Source organism: Microbispora catharanthi (assembly GCF_006334915.2).
Classification (GTDB): domain Bacteria; phylum Actinomycetota; class Actinomycetes; order Streptosporangiales; family Streptosporangiaceae; genus Microbispora; species Microbispora catharanthi.
The window spans coordinates 432924-450306 of sequence record NZ_VDMA02000004.1 but is presented as its reverse complement, the minus strand read 5'-3'; the positions used below and the strand labels follow the sequence as shown (position 1 = coordinate 450306).

At 72.0% G+C, this 17383-nt stretch carries 16 protein-coding genes; 6 read left to right on the top strand and 10 right to left on the bottom strand.

The window, feature by feature from the left end; all coding sequences use genetic code 11:
* The 7 genes from hemL to FH610_RS10325 all read right to left on the bottom strand — a co-directional run bounded on the left by hemL (position 1) and on the right by FH610_RS10325 (position 7678).
* On the bottom strand, positions 1-1296 hold the full coding sequence (gene hemL, locus FH610_RS10355; protein WP_139574071.1) for a glutamate-1-semialdehyde 2,1-aminomutase: 1296 nt from the start codon (positions 1294-1296) through the stop codon (positions 1-3).
* A gap of 45 nt (positions 1297-1341) precedes the next feature.
* Positions 1342-1986: a bifunctional DNA primase/polymerase gene (locus FH610_RS10350; RefSeq protein WP_139574070.1), complete on the bottom strand. Its 645-nt coding sequence runs from the start codon at positions 1984-1986 to the stop codon at positions 1342-1344.
* A 121-nt stretch (positions 1987-2107) separates the two neighbouring features.
* Positions 2108-3094 (bottom strand): porphobilinogen synthase, encoded by a 987-nt coding sequence (gene hemB, locus FH610_RS10345; protein ID WP_139574069.1) that lies wholly within the window; start codon positions 3092-3094, stop codon positions 2108-2110.
* Between the two features lie 67 nt (positions 3095-3161).
* Positions 3162-4751, bottom strand: coding sequence for a bifunctional uroporphyrinogen-III C-methyltransferase/uroporphyrinogen-III synthase (locus FH610_RS10340; RefSeq protein WP_139574068.1), 1590 nt, complete (start codon positions 4749-4751; stop codon positions 3162-3164).
* Positions 4748-5620, bottom strand: coding sequence for a hydroxymethylbilane synthase (gene hemC, locus FH610_RS10335; RefSeq protein ID WP_205825678.1), 873 nt, complete (start codon positions 5618-5620; stop codon positions 4748-4750). The genes FH610_RS10340 and hemC overlap by 4 nt, the downstream gene beginning before the upstream one ends.
* A gap of 35 nt (positions 5621-5655) precedes the next feature.
* On the bottom strand, positions 5656-6954 hold the full coding sequence (locus tag FH610_RS10330; RefSeq protein ID WP_139574066.1) for a glutamyl-tRNA reductase: 1299 nt from the start codon (positions 6952-6954) through the stop codon (positions 5656-5658).
* Between the two features lie 25 nt (positions 6955-6979).
* Positions 6980-7678: a redox-sensing transcriptional repressor Rex gene (locus FH610_RS10325; RefSeq protein ID WP_139574065.1), complete on the bottom strand. Its 699-nt coding sequence runs from the start codon at positions 7676-7678 to the stop codon at positions 6980-6982.
* 193 nt (positions 7679-7871) lie between these two features.
* Here FH610_RS10325 and FH610_RS10320 point away from each other — a divergent pair, with 193 nt between their 5' ends.
* Positions 7872-8120: a glutaredoxin family protein gene (locus tag FH610_RS10320; RefSeq protein WP_139574064.1), complete on the top strand. Its 249-nt coding sequence runs from the start codon at positions 7872-7874 to the stop codon at positions 8118-8120.
* 125 nt (positions 8121-8245) lie between these two features.
* Positions 8246-9340, top strand: a complete 1095-nt coding sequence (locus FH610_RS10315; RefSeq protein WP_139574063.1) for a serine hydrolase domain-containing protein — start codon at positions 8246-8248, stop codon at positions 9338-9340.
* 10 nt (positions 9341-9350) lie between these two features.
* Here the strand turns inward: FH610_RS10315 and FH610_RS10310 are convergent, their stop codons facing one another.
* Positions 9351-10988, bottom strand: coding sequence for a hypothetical protein (locus tag FH610_RS10310; RefSeq protein WP_139574062.1), 1638 nt, complete (start codon positions 10986-10988; stop codon positions 9351-9353).
* A 295-nt stretch (positions 10989-11283) separates the two neighbouring features.
* Between FH610_RS10310 and FH610_RS10305 the strand changes: the two genes are divergently transcribed.
* From FH610_RS10305 to FH610_RS10295, 3 genes are all read left to right on the top strand, one after another.
* Positions 11284-11823, top strand: a complete 540-nt coding sequence (locus FH610_RS10305; RefSeq protein ID WP_240808873.1) for a sigma-70 family RNA polymerase sigma factor — start codon at positions 11284-11286, stop codon at positions 11821-11823.
* Between the two features lie 154 nt (positions 11824-11977).
* The gene (locus FH610_RS10300) at positions 11978-12733 is read left to right on the top strand and encodes a DUF5667 domain-containing protein (protein ID WP_139574060.1); all 756 of its coding nucleotides are present in this window, start codon (positions 11978-11980) and stop codon (positions 12731-12733) included.
* A 55-nt stretch (positions 12734-12788) separates the two neighbouring features.
* On the top strand, positions 12789-13658 hold the full coding sequence (locus tag FH610_RS10295; protein WP_139574059.1) for an HAD family hydrolase: 870 nt from the start codon (positions 12789-12791) through the stop codon (positions 13656-13658).
* 50 nt (positions 13659-13708) lie between these two features.
* On the opposite strand, the gene FH610_RS10290 is transcribed toward FH610_RS10295, so the two are convergent.
* Entirely contained in the window at positions 13709-15172 is a 1464-nt protein-coding gene (locus FH610_RS10290) for an MFS transporter (RefSeq protein ID WP_139574058.1), read from the bottom strand.
* Positions 15173-15298: 126 nt separating this feature from the next.
* Here FH610_RS10290 and FH610_RS10285 point away from each other — a divergent pair, with 126 nt between their 5' ends.
* A complete protein-coding gene (locus FH610_RS10285; protein WP_139574057.1) occupies positions 15299-16297 on the top strand; it encodes an Lrp/AsnC family transcriptional regulator in 999 nt (332 codons plus the stop codon).
* 7 nt (positions 16298-16304) lie between these two features.
* Here FH610_RS10285 and FH610_RS10280 read toward each other — a convergent pair whose 3' ends face one another.
* The gene (locus tag FH610_RS10280; RefSeq protein WP_139574056.1) at positions 16305-17339 is read right to left on the bottom strand and encodes an alpha/beta fold hydrolase; all 1035 of its coding nucleotides are present in this window, start codon (positions 17337-17339) and stop codon (positions 16305-16307) included.
* Between the last annotated feature and the right edge of the window lie 44 nt (positions 17340-17383).

Sequence of the window (17383 nt, the reverse complement as noted above, 5' to 3'; positions counted from 1 at the left end):
TCAGACCCCGGCGGCCTGGGCGGCGGCCTTGGCGGCCAGGGGCAGGGCCTCGGCCACCCGGGTGAGCGCCTCGTCGTCGTGGGCGGCCGACAGGAACCACGCCTCGTACGCCGACGGCGGCAGGTAGACGCCCTGGTCGAGCATGCTGTGGAAGAACGCGCGGTACGCGTCGGTGTTCTGCGTCCGGGCCGAGTCGAAGTCGGTGACCGGGGTGTCGGTGAAGAAGATCGAGAAGAGGTTCCCGGCCCGCTGGAGGCGGTGCGGGACCCCGGCGGCGGCCAGCGCGTCGGAGGCGGCCCTGCCGATGACCAGCGCGGACGCGTCGATCCTGTCGTACACGTCGTCGTCGCAGGCACCCAGCGTGGCCAGCCCGGCCGCGCAGGCGAGCGGGTTGCCCGACAGCGTGCCGGCCTGGTAGACGGGCCCCTCGGGGGCGAGCGCGGCCATGACCTCCGCCCGCCCGCCGAACGCGGCGGCGGGCAGACCGCCGCCCATGACCTTGCCGAACGTCATGAGGTCGGCCTCGACGGGGTCGATGCCGTACCAGCCGGAGGCGGACACGCGGAAGCCGGTCAGCACCTCGTCGATGATCAGCAACGCGCCGTGCTCGGTGCACAGCTCGCGCAGGCGCCGGTTGAAGCCGTCCGCGGGCGGCACGACGCCCATGTTCGCCGGGCACGCCTCGGTGATCACGCAGGCGACCTCGAACGTGCGGAACGCCTCCTCTACCGCCTCGACCGAGTTGTACGGCAGGACGATCGTGTCGGCCGCCGAGGCGCCGGTGACGCCGGGGGTGTCGGGCAGGCCGAAGGTGACGACCCCGGACCCGGCCGAGGCCAGCAGCGCGTCCACGTGCCCGTGGTAGCAGCCGGCGAACTTCACGACCTTCGCCCGCCCGGTGAAACCGCGGGCCAGCCGTACGGCGGACATGGTGGCCTCGGTGCCGGAGCTGACCAGGCGGACCTTCTCGACGGGGGCGACCCGGGAGACGATCTCCTCGGCGAGCAGGACCTCGCCCTCGGTCGCGGTGCCGAACGAGAAGCCGCGCGAAAGGGCCTCCTCCAGGGCCTCCACCACAGCGGGGTGGCGGTGGCCGAGGATCATCGGGCCCCAGGAGCACACCAGGTCGACGTAGCGGTTGCCGTCCACGTCGGTGATGTACGGCCCCTCGCCGGAGGCCATGAAGCGGGGCGTGCCGCCCACGGCGCCGAAGGCGCGCACCGGCGAGTTGACGCCGCCGGGAACGATCCGGCGGGCGCGGTCGAACAGGTCCTCGGAGGTCTGCGTGCGAGTCACGCCCTCCAGATTACGGGCCCACCCGTGCGGAGCCCCTACCGGGAACTACTCGCAGAAGTCGGCGAGCAGGTCGAGCACGCGCAGCGGGTCGGGCAGCGGACGCCCGTCGGGGGGCCTGATCCAGCTCACGACCCCGCCCGAGGGCGTGGTGGACGGCGGCGCGAGCACGTAGCTGTCCCGGCAGTGCCAGCGCAGCCCCGGCGTGCTGTCGATCGTCTCGGGTCCCGCGTCGAGGCTGCAGGACCACCACTCGTCCTCGTCCTCGGGAGCCCCACGCGTGGCCACGAAAAAAAGCACCCGGTCGCCGTTCTCGGCGACCGGGCCCGTGTCGAAGCCTGCGGCGTCCATGGCGGCCAGGGCGGGACGGCCCGCCGAGGCCGGTACGTCGAACACGTCGAACACCCTGCCGGTGGGCAGGATCACGTTCGCGTCCGGATCCTGTTTCCACCACCGCGTGAGCAGCGCCGTGTCCGTCGTGGCCTGCATCTGCCACGCGGGCGACAGCGGGTGCATGCCGGGGTCGGGACAGCCGACCCGGTCGCAGGAGCACGCCCTGCCTCCCTCGCTCAGCGGGTGGGCGCCCATACAGCTCGCCCAGCCCAACTGCGCGTACTCGAGCACCGACGTCATCTTGCGCGGCGCGTGATGCGCGCGCCGTTTCGCACGTCGGGCCAGCGGTACCCCCACCATGGCGCTCCTCCCCACAAGCGTCACACCCGCTGCCCTCCTGCGATACGCAAGATGCTCGCGGTACGTACCTGATAATGCCTTCTGCCCGATTGCGGCTTGGCAGGACCCCCCTGATGAGGTGTCAGGATAGTCCGCGGGCGACCTCGGTGGCCCAGTAAGTGAGGATCATGTCGGCACCGGCGCGGCGGATCGCGATCAGCGACTCCATGATCACCCGCTCCCGGTCGATCCAGCCGTTGGCCGCCGCCGCCTCGACCATCGCGTACTCGCCGCTGACCTGGTAGGCCACGACCGGCACCTCGACGGTGTCGCGCACCTGCCGCAGGATGTCGAGGTAGGCGAGGGCGGGCTTGACCATGACGGCGTCCGCGCCCTCGGCCAGGTCGAGGCGCACCTCGCGCAGCGCCTCGCCGATCGGACCGGCCGGGTCCTGCTGGTAGGCGCTGCGGTCGCCGAACTGCGGCGCGCACTCCGCGGCGTCGCGGAACGGCCCGTAGAACCCGGAGGCGTACTTGGCGGCGTACGCCAGGATCGGGATCTCGGCGAAGCCGCCGGCGTCGAGGGCCGCCCGGATGGCGCCCACCTGGCCGTCCATCATGCCGCTGGGCGCGATCATCCTGGAGCCGGCCGCCGCCTGCGCGACCGCCGCCGACGCGTAGCGCTCCAGCGTCGCGTCGTTGTCCACCTCGCCGTCGGCCGTCAGCAGGCCGCAATGGCCGTGGTCGGTGTACTCGTCCAGGCAGGTGTCGGTCATCAGCACCAGCGCGTCGCCCAGGTCGGAGGCGAGGTCGCGCAGCGCCACCTGGACGATGCCGTCCGGGTCGTCGGCGCCCGAGCCCCGGGCGTCCTTGTGCGCGGGAATCCCGAACAGCATGATCCCGCCCACGCCGGCCTCGGCCGCCTCGTGGGCCGCCTTGCGCAGCGACTCGCGGGTGTGCTGGACGACCCCGGGCATGGAGCCCACCGGCTGCGGCTCGGCGATGCCCTCCTTGACGAACATCGGCAGGATGAACTCGGCCGGGTGCAGCCGCGTCCCCGCGACCATCCGGCGCATCGCGGCGGTACGGCGCAGCCGCCGGGGCCGCGCCACCGGGTATTGGGCGTTCACAATGGTCTCCCCGCTCCGGATCGCGCAAGCCCGCCGGATGTCCCCGGCGGGCCGCCTGCGAATCAATTCATTTCACGCGTCGCCGCGCGCCCCTACGCATCTGGGACGGACGACGGGGCACCTCGCCCGCCGAGACGGCGGCGTGCCGCATCTTGGCACCATAGTCAGCCAGCGCCGCGGCGAGAGCCGAAGCGGACGGCTTGTCGGCCATCACGTCGACCCGCAGGCCGAACTCCTCGGCCGTCTTCGCCGTCTGCGGACCGATGACCGCGATCACCGTGACGTTGTGCGGCTTCCCTGCGATGCCGACGAGGTTCCGCACGGTCGAGGACGAGGTGAACAGCACGGCGTCGAATCCGCCGCCCTTGATCGCCTCGCGGATCGGGGCGGGCGGCGGCGCGGCGCGCACGGTCCGGTAGGCCGTCACGTCGTCGCACTCCCAGCCGAGCTGGGTCAGCCCCGCCACCAGTGTCTCGGTCGCGATGTCGGCCCGCGGCAGCAGCACCCGGTTGATCGGGTCGAGCATCGAGTCGTACGGCGGCCACTCGGCCAGCAGGCCCTCGGACGACTGCTCGCCCGTCGGCATGAGGTCGGGCTTCACACCGAACTCCACCAGCGCCCGCGAGGTGGCCTCGCCCACGGCGGCGACCTTGAGCCCGGCGAACGCCCGGGCGTCCAGGCCGTACTCCTCGAACTTCTCACGCACCGCCTTGACCGCGTTGGCGCTGGTGAAGGCGACCCACTCGTAGCGGCCGGTCACCAGGCCCTTGATGGCGCGGTCCATCTGCTGCGGCGTGCGCGGCGGCTCGACGGAGATCGTCGGCACCTCCTCGGGCACCGCACCGTACGAGCGCAGCTGCTCCGACAGCCCCTTGGACTGCTCCTTGGTGCGCGGCACGAGCACCCGCCAGCCGAACAGCGACTTGGTCTCGAACCAGGACAGGCGGTCGCGCATGCCGACGGCGTCGCCCACCACGACCAGCGCGGGCTCGGTCATCCCGGCGTGCTTGAGGTCGGGACCGAGCCGCCCGAGCGTGGAGACCACCGTGTACTGCTCGGTGGTCGTGCCGTCGCTGGTCACCGCCACCGGCGTCGAGTCGGGCTTGCCGCCCGCGATCAGCGCCTTGCTGATCGGGACCGCGTCCGCGACGCCGTTGTAGATCACCAGCGTGCCCTCGCACGCGGCGTGCTTGGCCCAGTCGTCCACCTGCGCGGCGTCCACGATGCGGAACTCCGGCACCGACGCCGCCGGCGGGATGCCGGCGTACGTCAGCACGGCCGTGGCCGGCGGCACGCCGGGCACGATCTCGAAGTCCACGTCCGCCTTGGCGCAGGCGGCCACCTCGTCGGTGACGGAGGAGAAGAAGGACGGGTCGCCCGAGCACAGCCGCACGACCGTGCGGCCCGCCTTGGCGGCCTGGATGGTCTTCAGCGACACCGAGTTCTCCGCCGCGTCGGCGGAGATGTCCACGACCTCGGCGTCCTCGCGGCAGTGGCGCAGCAGCGCGCCGTACGCCTGCCGGTCGAGCACGACGACGTCCGCCCTGCCCAGCAGGTCGGCGCCGCGCAACGTGAGCAGGTTCTCGTCACCGGGGCCGGCGCCGACGAAGGCGACGAACCCGGACCGGGTCTGCGTGCTGTGATTCGCGGGGCTCAACGGGCCTGCTCCCCCATCAACGTGTCGGCCCCCTCGGCGATCATGGCTGCCGCGAGTTCGCGGCCCATCTCCATGGCCGTCGTAGAGGGTCCGGAGGCGGACTTGCGCACCGACCGCGCGCCGTCGACGGCGACGACGGTGGCGGTCAGATTGAGAATGTGCCCGTCACCGGAGGCGAAAGCACCTACCGGGGCCGCGCAACCGGCCTCGAGGGCGGCGAGCACCGAGCGCTCGGCGTCCACCGCGGCCCGCGTCGGCGGGTCGTCGACGGCGCGCAGCAACTCGATGAGATCGTCGCGGTCGGCCAGGCACTCGACCGCGAGGGCGCCCTGCCCGGGAGCGGGCAGCATCTCGTCGACCTCGAACACCTGGGCGATCTCCCCGTCCCGGCCGATCCTGACCAGCCCTGCGGCGGCCAGCACGATGGCGTCGAGCTCGCCCGACGTCACCTTGCCGATGCGGGTGTCCGCGTTTCCCCTGATGGGGACGTAGTCGAGATCCGGCCGGAGCAGGCGCAGCTGGGCCACCCGGCGCGGTGAGCCGGTGCCGACGCGGGCGCCGGCGGGCAGGTCGTGCAGCTTGACCGGGCCGACGAGCGCGTCGCGCGGGTCGTCCCGCCGGGTGATCGCGGCCATCGCGATCCGCTCGTCCGGCTTGGTCGGCAGGTCCTTCAGCGAGTGGACCGCGAAGTCGACCTCGCCGGCGAGCAGCCGGCCGCGCAGGTCGTTGACGAACACGCCGGTGCCGCCGAGCTGGGTCAGGTGGGCCCGGGACACGTCGCCGAACGTGGTGACGCCGACGAGCTCCACCTCCCGGCCGGTCAGGGCGGTCAGCCGGTCGGCGACGATCTGCGACTGCGTGGTCGCCATCAGGCTCTTGCGGGTGCCGAGCCGCAGGGGGACGGTCACTGTTCCACCTCCAGGCTCGCGACGGCTTCGGGCGTCTTCGGGTCGAGGCCGAACAGCTCGCGCAGCGCCTCCGCGTACTGGTCGCCGCCCGGGGATGCGGCCAGTCGCTTGACCCGTACGGTCGGCTCGTGGAGCAGCTTGTCCACGACCCGCCGTACAGTCTGGGTGATCTCGTCGCGCATCCGCCCGTCGAGGTCCGGCAGGCGGGACAGCAGCCGGCCCATCTCCGTCTCGACCACCCCGGCGGCCTTGCTGCGCAGGGCCACGACCGTGGGGGTGACGAGCGCGGCGCGCGCCGCGTCGAGATAGGCGGCGACCTCCTCGGCCACGATGCGCCTGACCTCGCAGATCGCCTCGGCCCTGCCGCCGTCGGAGACGTCGTCGCCCACGCCGTCCTGCTGCATCGACTTCAGGTCGACCAGCGTCACGCCGGGCAGGTCCCGTACGCCGGGGTCCACGTCGTGGGGCAGCGCGAGGTCGAGGACGAACAGCGGCCTGTCGCGGTCCCCGATCGTCTCCGGGGTGATGGTGCGGGTTCCCGCGCCGATGCAGGAGATGACCAGGTCGGCCTCCGCCAGCTCTGCGGGGACGTCGGCCAGGTCCGCGGCCCGCCCGCCGACCGTCTCCGCGAGCCGTTCCGCCCGCTCGCGGGTGCGGTTGGCGATGACGATGTCGGTCACGCCCGCGCGGGACAGCGTCGCGGCGGACAGCGAGCTCATCGAACCGGCGCCCACGACCAGGGCCCGCCTGCCGGTGATCGGGCCGAGCACCCGCTCGGCGAGCGTCAGCCCCACCCCGACCAGCGACGCGCCGGCCCGGTCGATGCCCGTGTCGGCGTGCGCGCGCTTGCCCACGCGCAGCGCGTGCTGGGCCAGCTCGTTGAGCGTGGTCCCGGCCGTGCCCTCCTCCTGCGCCAGGCGCAGCGCGGTCCGGATCTGGCCGAGGATCTGCCCCTCGCCGATCACCATGGAGTCGAGCCCGCAGGCGACGGCGAACAGGTGCTGGACCGCCCGGTCCTCGTAGTGCACGTACAGGTGCCGCGCGAGCATCTCCTGCGGCAGGCCCGAGTGCGCGGCGAGCATGTTCGTCACCGCGGTGACGCCGCCGTGGAACCGGTCGACCACGGCGTAGACCTCGACGCGGTTGCACGTCGAGACGACCAGCGCCTCGGACACGTTCTCGTCGGACTGCACGTCGTGCAGCAGCTTGACGAGCGCGTCCCCGCTGACCGTGACACGTTCGAGCAGCGCGACCGGCGTGGTCCGGTGGCTCAGGCCGACGACGAGGACACTCATGAGCTCGCTCCGATCGATGGCTCACTCACATGACCACCCCGTCCGGCCACTCCTCGGCCATGATGGGCCCTCCATTAGCCTTGCGCTGCTCGTGGAACGCAAGTATCTGCAGTTCGATGGATAAATCGACTTTACGGACATCCACGCCGTCAGGCACAGCCAAGACGACGGGGGCGAAGTTCAAAATACTGGTGACGCCGGCCGCGATGACACGGTCGCAGACCTGCTGCGCCGCCGTGGCGGGGGTGGCGAGCACCACGATCGAGACTCCGCGCTTCTTGATCACCGACTCCAGCTCGTCGGCGTGCTCGACGACGAGACCCGCGATGCGATCGCCCACGACGTGCGGATCCGCGTCCAGCAGGCCCGCGATCCGGAACCCGCGGGAGGCGAACCCGCCGTAGTTGGCCAGCGCCCGGCCGAGGTTTCCCACGCCGACGATGGCCACGGCCCAGTCCTGAGTGAGACCAAGCTCACGCGATATTTGGTAGATGAGGTACTGCACGTCGTAGCCCACGCCCCGGGTGCCGTACGACCCGAGGTGGGACAGGTCCTTGCGGAGCTTGGCGGAGTTGACGCCGGCGGCGAGTGCGAGATCCTCCGAGCTCACCGTCGCCGTGCCCCGCTCGGCCATCCCGTTGAGTGCGCGCAGATAGAGCGGCAACCTCGCCACCGTGGCGTCGGGGATGCCGCGGTCGCGGGCCTGCGGGATACGGCGGATCACTTGCCGGGGCTCCAGGGGGACGGACGGCCGGTTGCGCCCCCGGCCGCATAGCGGATGCGACGGATGAGTACCAGGCTAGTGCCTTTGTGAAGCTATGCACAAAGTCGATCGTGCGGCTTCCCTCGCACTCAAGGGTCCCAGGAGGGGGCGGCGGTCTCCATTCCGGGCCGGAGGGATCGCGATAATCGAGAGCATGGCTCCTCGAGACCACCGGATCACGCTGCTCGGCAAGCCCGGCTGCCATCTGTGCGACGACGCCCGCGCGGTGATCGAGCGCGTGGCCGCGGAGCTGGGCGTCCCCTGGGAGGAACGCGACATCACCGCCTCGCCGGAGGACCAGGCCGAGTACTGGGAGATGATCCCCGTCGTGCTGATCGACGGCGTGCAGCACGACTACTGGCGGGTCAACGAGAACCGCCTCCGCGAGGCCCTGCGGCGCTGAGGCCGAGGCCGGAGTCGTCGCGGCCACCCTGATCCGGCTCAGGGTCGTCTCGTCCGGACGGATGAGCACGACCTTGGTCAGTGGGGACGATGCCGAGCTCGTGAACCGCTGCGAACCTCCTGCTTATGTCCATACGAGCACTGAGCGCGGCGATCGCGGGATGCATCGCGGTCTCTCTTCTGCCCCTGCCGGCGGCGGCAGCCGAGAACCATCCAGGGTTACGCCAGGCCCTCCGGCAACTGACCACCGGCGACGACGTGCCGGGAGCGCTGGCGGAGATACACGACCGGCACGGAGACGTGACGATCACCAGTGGGGTGCGGGACACGGTCACCAGACGACCGGTGCCGGCGAACAGCAGGTTCAGGATCGGCAGCAAGACCAAGACGTTCGTCGCCACTGTGGCGCTCCAGCTCGTCGCCGAGGGCAAGATCGAGCTGGACGCGCCGGTCGACCGTTATCTGCCCGGCCTGCTGGCGCCCGACATCACCGTACGCCACCTGCTCCAGCACACGAGCGGCCTGCCCGACTATCTGGCGCTGCTGAACCCCGCCGACATCGTGGCGCACCGCTATGACCACTGGAACCCGATGGACCTGGTCGAACTCGCTCTGCGGCACCCCTCGGAGTTCCCCGCGGGCACCGACTGGAGCTACTCCAACACCAACTACCTCATCGTCGCCTTGATCATCGAGAAGGAGACCGGCAACACCTACGGCACGGAGATCCGCAGGCGCATCCTGCGCCCGCTGCACCTGAACGCCACCTCCGTCCCCGAAGACGCGCTCGGCATTCCCGGCCCTCACCCCAGCGGATACCTCAAGACCGGCGAGGGCCTGCTCGACATCACCCGCCTCAACCCCACGGTCGCCGGAGCCTCCGGCGGGATGATCTCCAGCGCGTCGGACCTCAACCGCTTCTACGGCGCCCTCCTCCGCGGCCGCCTGCTGCGTCCCGCCGAGCTGAAACAGATGATGACAACCCGTCCGATAGGCCCCGACGGCAGCGGCTACGGCCTGGGGCTGATGAGCACACCGCTGCCCTGCGGCGGGGTGCTCTGGGGCCACAGCGGCGACATGCTCGGCTTCAGGACCAGCGGCGGGGCGACCCTCGACGGCAGGCAGATAACGGTGATGACCAACCTGTACCGCATCGACGGCGTCCACAACGCCGACCTCGACTCAGTGGTCACCGCCGCCCTGTGCGAGACCCCCTCATGATCGAGGGGGCCTAGAGGATCTGGCGGGTGGGGAGGGGGACCACCTTGGCGGCGTTGACGCTGAGCTCGATCACGTTGGCCGCCAGCACGTACCTCACCCGCTCGGTCGCGAACCGCTCCATGTGCGGCTGCCGCTGGTGCTCGCCGTAGCCGACCTCGTCCCGGTAGAGCTCGTAGACGATGCGCTGGAGCGGGGCCGACTTGACCGCGTGGCAGACGAACAGCAGCGTGTCGGGCTCGTTGCGCTGGACGGCCTCCACCGTCTCCTCCGCCAGCTTGTCGAACGCCTCGCCAGAACCGTCGAGCAGCGTGAAGACGGTCAGCAGGCCGTAGATGCCGGGGGCCGGCTTCACCGAGCCCCCCTGACCGGCGGGCCGGCCCGCCTGCCGCGGCCCCTGCCGGTCCCCCTGCCCGCCGTCCTGGCTGCTCATGGCCGGGCGGGACCTGCCGCCGAACCCCACGCCGAAGCTCGCGGCGAGGTCGGCCGGGTCGGGGACCTCCGTCCCGGGATAGAGGGCCCCCGTGGCGGGCATCGCCCGGTCGGGCTCGGCCGGAGACGCCGCGGGCATGCCGTACTCGGGCCGGCGGGGCTGGCCGTACTGGTCGGCGGCGAGAAGCTGTCCGGTCGCGGGCCCGCCGAACTCGTCGGCGCGCGAAGGACCGTCCGAGGGCCGCATGCGGGCGGCGTAGTCGACCTCGCCCTGCTCTCCCGCCCGGTATTCGGCCACCAGGTCGCCGAGCCCGGAACGGCGCGGCGCCCCCGGACCCCCGGCTCCCGGAACCCCGGCCGCTCCCGGCATCCCGGGTGGAACCGCGCCCGGTCCGGCGGGGCGGCCGCCCTGAGCTCCGCGCGGCGGCGCGGGCGGCCCGGAGGGCGCGGAGGGCACGCGGGTCTCGGCCCGCAGGGCGCTGTCGGCCCGGCCGCCGCGCCGCCCCTGCCACTCCTCCTCCGGGGCCTCGTCGTCCTCGCCCTCGTCGTCGTACGGCGCGAGCGGCCGGGCCACGGCGTACCAGACGCCTCCGGCGGAGGCGGCCAGCGCCACGACGACGACCAGTCCCGGGAGCCCGAACTCGAGCACACCCGAGACCGCCATTCCCACCGGGGCGAGCACGACGGTCGCGTTCATGTTGTCGACGTCGTACTCGTCGCCGTCCCGCCAGGCCATCACCGCCATGGCGAGGCAGAGCAGGAGCATGAAGACCACCAGGCCGTGGACGCCCCGCAGCAGCCACTCCGGCCAGAGGTCCCAATGGGTCGGCCCGTCGGGCAGCGACTTGCCGAAGCCCGCGGTGACGACGGGGTCGAGCACCATGATCACCGTGCCCACGACCGTCAGCGCGGCGCCGAGGAGCCAGCCGGCGAAACGGGCGCCGCCCTTCTCCGCGAGGAGCTGCATGACGCCGATCGCCAGCCAGATCGGCGCCAGCAGCGAGCCGGTGATCTGGTAGACCCGGAACGTCACGGGCCCGAACCCGGTGAGATGGCCGACGGCGATGGCGCCGAGCGACAGCGCGAGCGCGCCCGTGGCGATGCTCCACGCGATCAGCCAACCGGCCGGCTCGTCACGGAGACGCCCGACGAGGACGCCGGTGGTGATGCCGGCGAGCAGTGCGCCGGCGAACGCGAGGAGAGCGACGAGGACTTCCATGGTGGCTCCCATGCTGCCGGACATCGGCTTCCCACCGGTAGCCGGTCACCCTGTCCGGGAATGTCACCACCCGCGTCTCCACTCCTGAAGTCGATTCCTCCACCCGAACGGATTGTGTAATCTCCCGTTGATTTCTAGAGTGTTCGAGCACGCCGACTCCCCTTCCCCCATGGGATAACGGATGCCGAACACGTGGCCGTTGGCCGGGCTTTCCCCTCCGGTCGCAGCAGGAGCAGCGCAACCCGCGCGTTCCGCCGATCTCTCCGATCGCGAGCACGAGCACGAGCACGACGAGATGCGAAGCCTCGTGCTGCGCGCCAAGACCGGCGACAGCGAGGCGTTCGGCGTGCTCTACGACCACTACCTGGAGCTGGTCTACCGGTACGTCTACTTCCGGGTCGGCAGCCACGCGCTGGCCGAGGACCTGACGAGCGAGACGTTCCTGCGGGCGCTGCGGGGCATCGCCGAGTTCACCTGGCAGGGCCGCGACTTCGGCGCCTGGCTCGTCACGATCGCCCGCAACCTCGTCACCGACCACTACAAGTCGGGCCGCAACCGCCTCGAGGTGACCACCGCCGAGATACTCGACACGCCCCTGGACGGCCCGCACATCCCCGAGAACGCGGTCGTCACGAACATGGTCAACGAGCGCGTGATGCAGGCGATCAAGCAACTCAGCGCGGAGCAGCAGGAATGCGTGATCCTGCGCTTCCTGCACGGGATGTCGCTCGCGGAGACGGCGGTGATCATGGGCAAGAAGTCCGGAGCGATCAAGGCGCTCCAGTTCCGGGCGATCAGGGCGCTCGCCCGGGCGCTCCCCGACGATCTCGGCTGAGACCCCCGTAACCATTACCCATACCCCATCGTTGGGCATGTGGCAGGTCGGATCTTCAGGCGGATCTCGCGGGCCGGCCGGGAGGTGACGAACGCTTCCCAGGCCCCGCGAGCGGATCTCCGCTGGCGTCAAGCGGGGGATGGCGGGAGCGGTGATGGGCTGGTGGCGACCCTCGCGCCGCACGGGCGGCCGGTCGTCGTCCCGCACCCGCAAGGACGCCGGTCGCCGCTTCCCGCTGCGCGGCCGGCCGTCGTCCCGCACCCGCCGGGTCGCCGCACGTGTGGCCGGCCTCCGCTCCCTGCTGGGCGGCGGCCCGAGACCGGAGTTCCGCGAGGGGCTGCGGGCCGAGCTGATGCGGGCCCACGCCGCCGAGCGCGCCGCGGGCAGGCACGCGGCGGGAAAGCACGCGGTGCCCCCCGCCGCACCCCCGCGGCCCCGCCGGCCCCTGCTCGTACGGCTGCGCCCCGTGCTGGTGTTCTGCGTGCTGCTGGCGGGGATGTTCGGCACCGGTGTGCGCACCTACCACTCCGTGCCCGGCGAGGTGCTGTACCCGCTGAAGAGGATGGCGGAGTCGACGGTGCTCGACCTCGCGTACGACGAGGAGGAGCTGGCGCAGCGACAGATGGTCGCGGCGCGGCAGCGGGCGGCCGAGACCGCCTCACTGGTGGACAGGTCCACCCCGGAGCGCCGCCGGCTCATCGGGCAGACGCTCGACGACATGGAGACGACCACCAGGGCCGCGCTGAGCCGCGTCGCCCGGCAGGGGCGCGCCGACGGCGATGCGCGCGAGTTCGCCCGTGAGCAGCGCCATCTCGTGGAGCCGCTGCTGCCGAAGCTCGACCGGGAAAATCGCGACAAAGCCAACCAATACCTGAGTTATATCGATTCGTTCACTGGTTCCGGACGTTGACACGTCATGTCCCGCTCCCGTTCCGTACACTCTCCGGCGGTTAAGCTGATGAGTCATGAGGCGGCTATTGCGACGGCGGGAAGAGGCGGAGATCGCCGGCGAGGTGGCGGCCGCCGCGGCGGTGTCCGTCCCCGAGGTCGTCCCCGACCTCACGGCGGCGGCGTTCTTCGACGTCGACAACACCATGATGCGCGGTGCCTCGATCTACCACTTCGCCCGGGGGCTGGCGGCGCGCGGCCTGTTCACCAGCCATGACCTCATGAAGTTCGCGCTCGGGCAGGCGTGGTTTCGCGTGCGGGGCAACGAGAACCCCGAGCACATCGCCAAGGCCAAGGAGATGGCCCTCGCCTTCGTCGCCGGGCTGAAGGTGGACGAGGTCGTCCGGCTGGGCGAGGAGATCTACGACGACGTGATGGCCGACCGCGTGTGGCAGGGCACCCGCGCGCTGGCCCAGGCGCACCTGGACGCCGGGCAGCGGGTGTGGCTGGTCACCGCCACGCCGGTGGAGCTGGCCCGGGTCATCGCGCAGCGGCTCGGGCTCACCGGCGCGCTCGGCACGGTCGCCGAGACCGCCGACGGCGCCTACACCGGAAGGCTCGTCGGCGACCTGCTGCACGGCCCGGCCAAGGCCGAGGCCATCCGGGCGCTGGCGCGCCGCGAGGGCCTCGACCTGGCCCGTTGCTCGGCCTACAGCGACTCGGCCAACGACCTGCCGATGCTCTCCCTCGTCGGGCGCCCACACGCCATCAACCCCGACAGCGAACTGCGCGAGCACGCCAGGGAGAACGGCTGGGAGGTCCGCGACTTCCGCACGGGCAGGAAGGCGACGATGATCGGCCTGCCGATCGCCGCGACCGCGGGGGCCATCGCGGGCGGCGTCGCCGCCGGGATCGCCCTGCGCCGCCACTACCGCTCCGCTCTCTGACGCCGTCGCTCCGCTCTCTGACGCTGTCGCTTCGCTCTCTGACCACCCGGTCAGTGGCCCGCGGACTGCGCGGAGGACTCGCGTACGCCCATCAACACGGTCGTGACGGCCGTGACGGCGACGAGCGCCACGGCGATCCACAACGTGAGCTGGATCGCCCCCAGGGCCGCGCTGCCCGCGTCCACGTGCGACCGGACGTCCGCGGTGAACCTGTGGAGGAACGCGGTGCCGAGAACGGCGACGCCGAGGGTGCCGCCGAACTGCTGGACCGCGTTGAGCAGGCCGGCGGCGGAACCGGTCTCGTGCGCCCGCACCCGTGACAGGGCCGTGGTGAAGAACGGGACGGTGAACAGGCCGTTTCCTGCTCCACTGAGCGACAGCGCCGCGAGCAGGGGCCAGGGGTAGCCGTCGGCGGGTGCGGCCCGGTAGACGGCGACGGCGCAGACCAGCCCGGCGAACAGAGCGGCGAGCCCGACCAACATGATCTTCGCTCCGTGGCGGGGCACCAGACGGGCGCCGGCGTACCAGGAGGCGAGGGCCATGGCGGCCGACCACGGGAGCAGGGTGAGCCCGGCGGTCAGGACGTCGCTGCCCAGCCCCAGCTGCACCTGAAGGACGATCGCCACCATCAGTCCGTTCATCACCGAGAAGAACAGCGTGGAGGTCGCCAGCGCGGCCGGGAAGGCCCGGTCGCGGAACAGGCTCGGTTCGATCAGCGGGCTGCGGCCCCGCCGGGCGCGGTGACGCTGGTGCCACCCCAGGACCGCGAGGACGACGACGCCCGCGGCGAGAGCGATCCAGACCCAGGCGGGCCAGCCGGCGGCGTCGCCCTGGATGAGGGGATAAACGATCAGGCCGGTGCCGAGCACGGCCAGCCCTGTGCCGGGCAGGTCGATGCGGGGAGGGTGCGGCGACCTGCTCTCCCGCAGGGCCGGCGCGACGGCCAGGACGACGGCGGCGAGGGGAACGTTGACGAGGAACGCCGCCCGCCACGACAGGCCGAACAGGTCGACGCGGGTGAGAACCGCGCCGAGCACGGGCCCGCAGACGGCGGCCAGGCCCATCACCGGCCCGATGGACCCCATGGCCTTGGCCAGTTCGTCCCCCTCGAACATGGTGCGGATCAGTCCGATGGTCTGCGGAATGATGAGCGCGGCCGCCGCCCCCTGGACCGCACGTGTGGTGATGAGCGTTCCCGGACCGGTCGCGCAAGCGCAGATCGCCGACGCCAGCGCGAAGAGGGCGACCCCGGCCGCGAACACCCGCTTCCTGCCGACGAGATCTCCCAGGCGGCCGCCGGGCACCAGCAGCACGGCGAAGGGCAGGGTGTAGGCGGCGCTGAACCACTGGATGTCGGACTCGGCGCCGCCGAAATCGCCGTGGATCACCGGCGCGACCACCGTCGTGATCGTGGCGTCCAGCAGGTTCATCGCTTCGGCGACCAGCAGCGCGAGCAGGGCCGCCCACCGCCGTCGATATGCCGTCGTGGCGACGGCGTCCTCCAAAACGGGCATGACTTGTCCTTCCGGGTCGCGTCGTGGGCACGCAGCAGCCTGAGGCGTACGAATAGGACGTTCCAGCCAGAGAGCCGAATCTGCGGATTTCTTCCATCAACGGCGAAACGGCGAGAGAATCCGTCGATGCTGGATGAACTTGAGCGGGGTCTCGTCCATGCCCTGCACGTCGACGGGCGAGCACCGTTCAGCCGGATCGCCGAGGTCCTCGGCGTGTCCACCCAGACCGTGACGCGGCGTTACCGGCGGCTGCGCGCCGAGGCCGGGCTGCGCGTCGTCGGCCTGCCGGAGCAGGACCGCACCGGCCAGGCGCAGTGGGTGGTGAGGCTCACCACGACCCCCACGGCGTCTCAAACCCTGGGGTACGCGCTGGCCCGGCGCCCCGACACCTCCTGGGTCAAGCTGGCCTCCGGAGGCACCGAGATCTTCGCGATCGTCCACACGGCGGACGACAGCCGCCTGTCACGGTCGCTGCTGCTGCACGACATCCCCCGCACGTCCGGGATCACGGCCGTCTCGGCGCACCTGCTGCTCCACACCTATCTGGGCGGTCCGACCGCCTGGCGCGGACGGCTGCGAACCCTCAGCGACGAGCAGCAACGGTCACTCGCAAGACCCCCCGCGACCGGTCACCTCGACCAGGTGAGCCTGACGGACGGCGACCGCGCCCTCATCGACGCCCTGCGCCACGACGGCCGCGCCGGCTACGCCGAACTCGCCGCGGCCACCGGCTGGTCCCCGGCCACCGTGGCGCGCCGCCTGGCCGAGCTTCGCGCCGCCGGAGCCGTCTTCTTCGACGTGGAGATCGACGTCGCCGGCTACGGCGTCACCGCCCAGGCCCTGCTGTGGATGGCCGTCGCGCCTGCGCATCTGGACCAGGTCGCGGCCACCCTGGCCACGCACGACGAGCTCGCCGTCGTCGCGGCCACCACCGGCGCCACCAACCTGCTCGCCCACGCGCTCTGCGCCGGCCCCGCCGACCTGCACCGCTACCTCACCCGCAAGCTCGGCACGCTCGACCAGATCCGCACCCTGGAGACGGCCCCCGTCCTGCACACGCTCAAGGCGGCCGGACACCTCACCCCCGTGGCCGCGCGGCCGGGGCTCCGCCCGGCACGCACCTGAACGGAGGTCAGGCCGCGAACCGGCCCGGTGGGAGGCTCGGCGCGGCCCGCTCGATCAGGCCGGCCAGCTCTCGATTCACCAGCTCGGGGCGTTCGAAGCCGATCATGTGCCCGGCGCCGGGGATCCGGACGAACCGGGCGCCGGGCAGCGCCTCGGCGATCCGGCGGCTGTGGGCGAGCGGGGTGAGCCGGTCTCGCTCTCCCACCATGACCAGCGTCTGCGTCCGCTGGAGCGCCTGCAGCGCGGCGAACTTGTCGTGCACGCGGAAGTCGCGGAAGAACCCGACCATGACCTCCGTCGGCGTCGCCGCGGCCATCGCGTTCACCAGACGGATGTGCCGGCGGCTCGCCCCCTTGCCGAAGGCCACGTACCGGGTCACCGGCAGGTTCGTCCAGTCCTTCACGCGGGGCCGCGCGTCGATGACCGCGGCGCGGGCCAGCATGTTCTCGAACAGCAGGGGCGTGACGCGGGGAGCCAGCCGCCCGAGCGGCCCGGGGAGGCCGAAGGTGGTGGCGTCGAGCCCGCCGGACGAGGTGCTGAGCAGCGCCGCGCCGGCCACCCGCGACTCGACCAGGGCGGGGTGCCGGTCCGCGAGCGCCATGATCGTCATGCCGCCCATCGAGTGGCCGACGAGGACGACGGGCAGTCCCTCCGGCACGGCGGCCTCGATGACGGCGGCCAGGTCGTCGCCCAGCCGGTCGATCGTGCACGCCTCCAGCGCCCCGGCCGAGGAGTCGCCGTGCCCGCGCTGGTCGTAGAAGACGAGCGTGCCCAGGCCCGCCAGGGCCTCGCGCTGGAGCTGCCAGCACTGCCGGTTCATCAGCCAGCCGTGCGCGAAGACGACGGCGCAGCGGGGATCGGGGTGGTCGTCGATCTCCACGGCCAGGCGGACCCCGTCGTCGGTCGTGACCGTCGTCCGGCGCCCGGACGCGCCGTCCGGAGTCACTGCGGCCTTCGCCCGCCTGGTCTGGATGCGTCGCGCGGTGCCGATCGCCAGGCCGAGGGCGAGCCCGGCGAGGGCGGCGTTCCGCCCCTTGCTCATGGTGCTCCTCCGGGGGTGAGGGTGAGCACACCATACCGACCAGT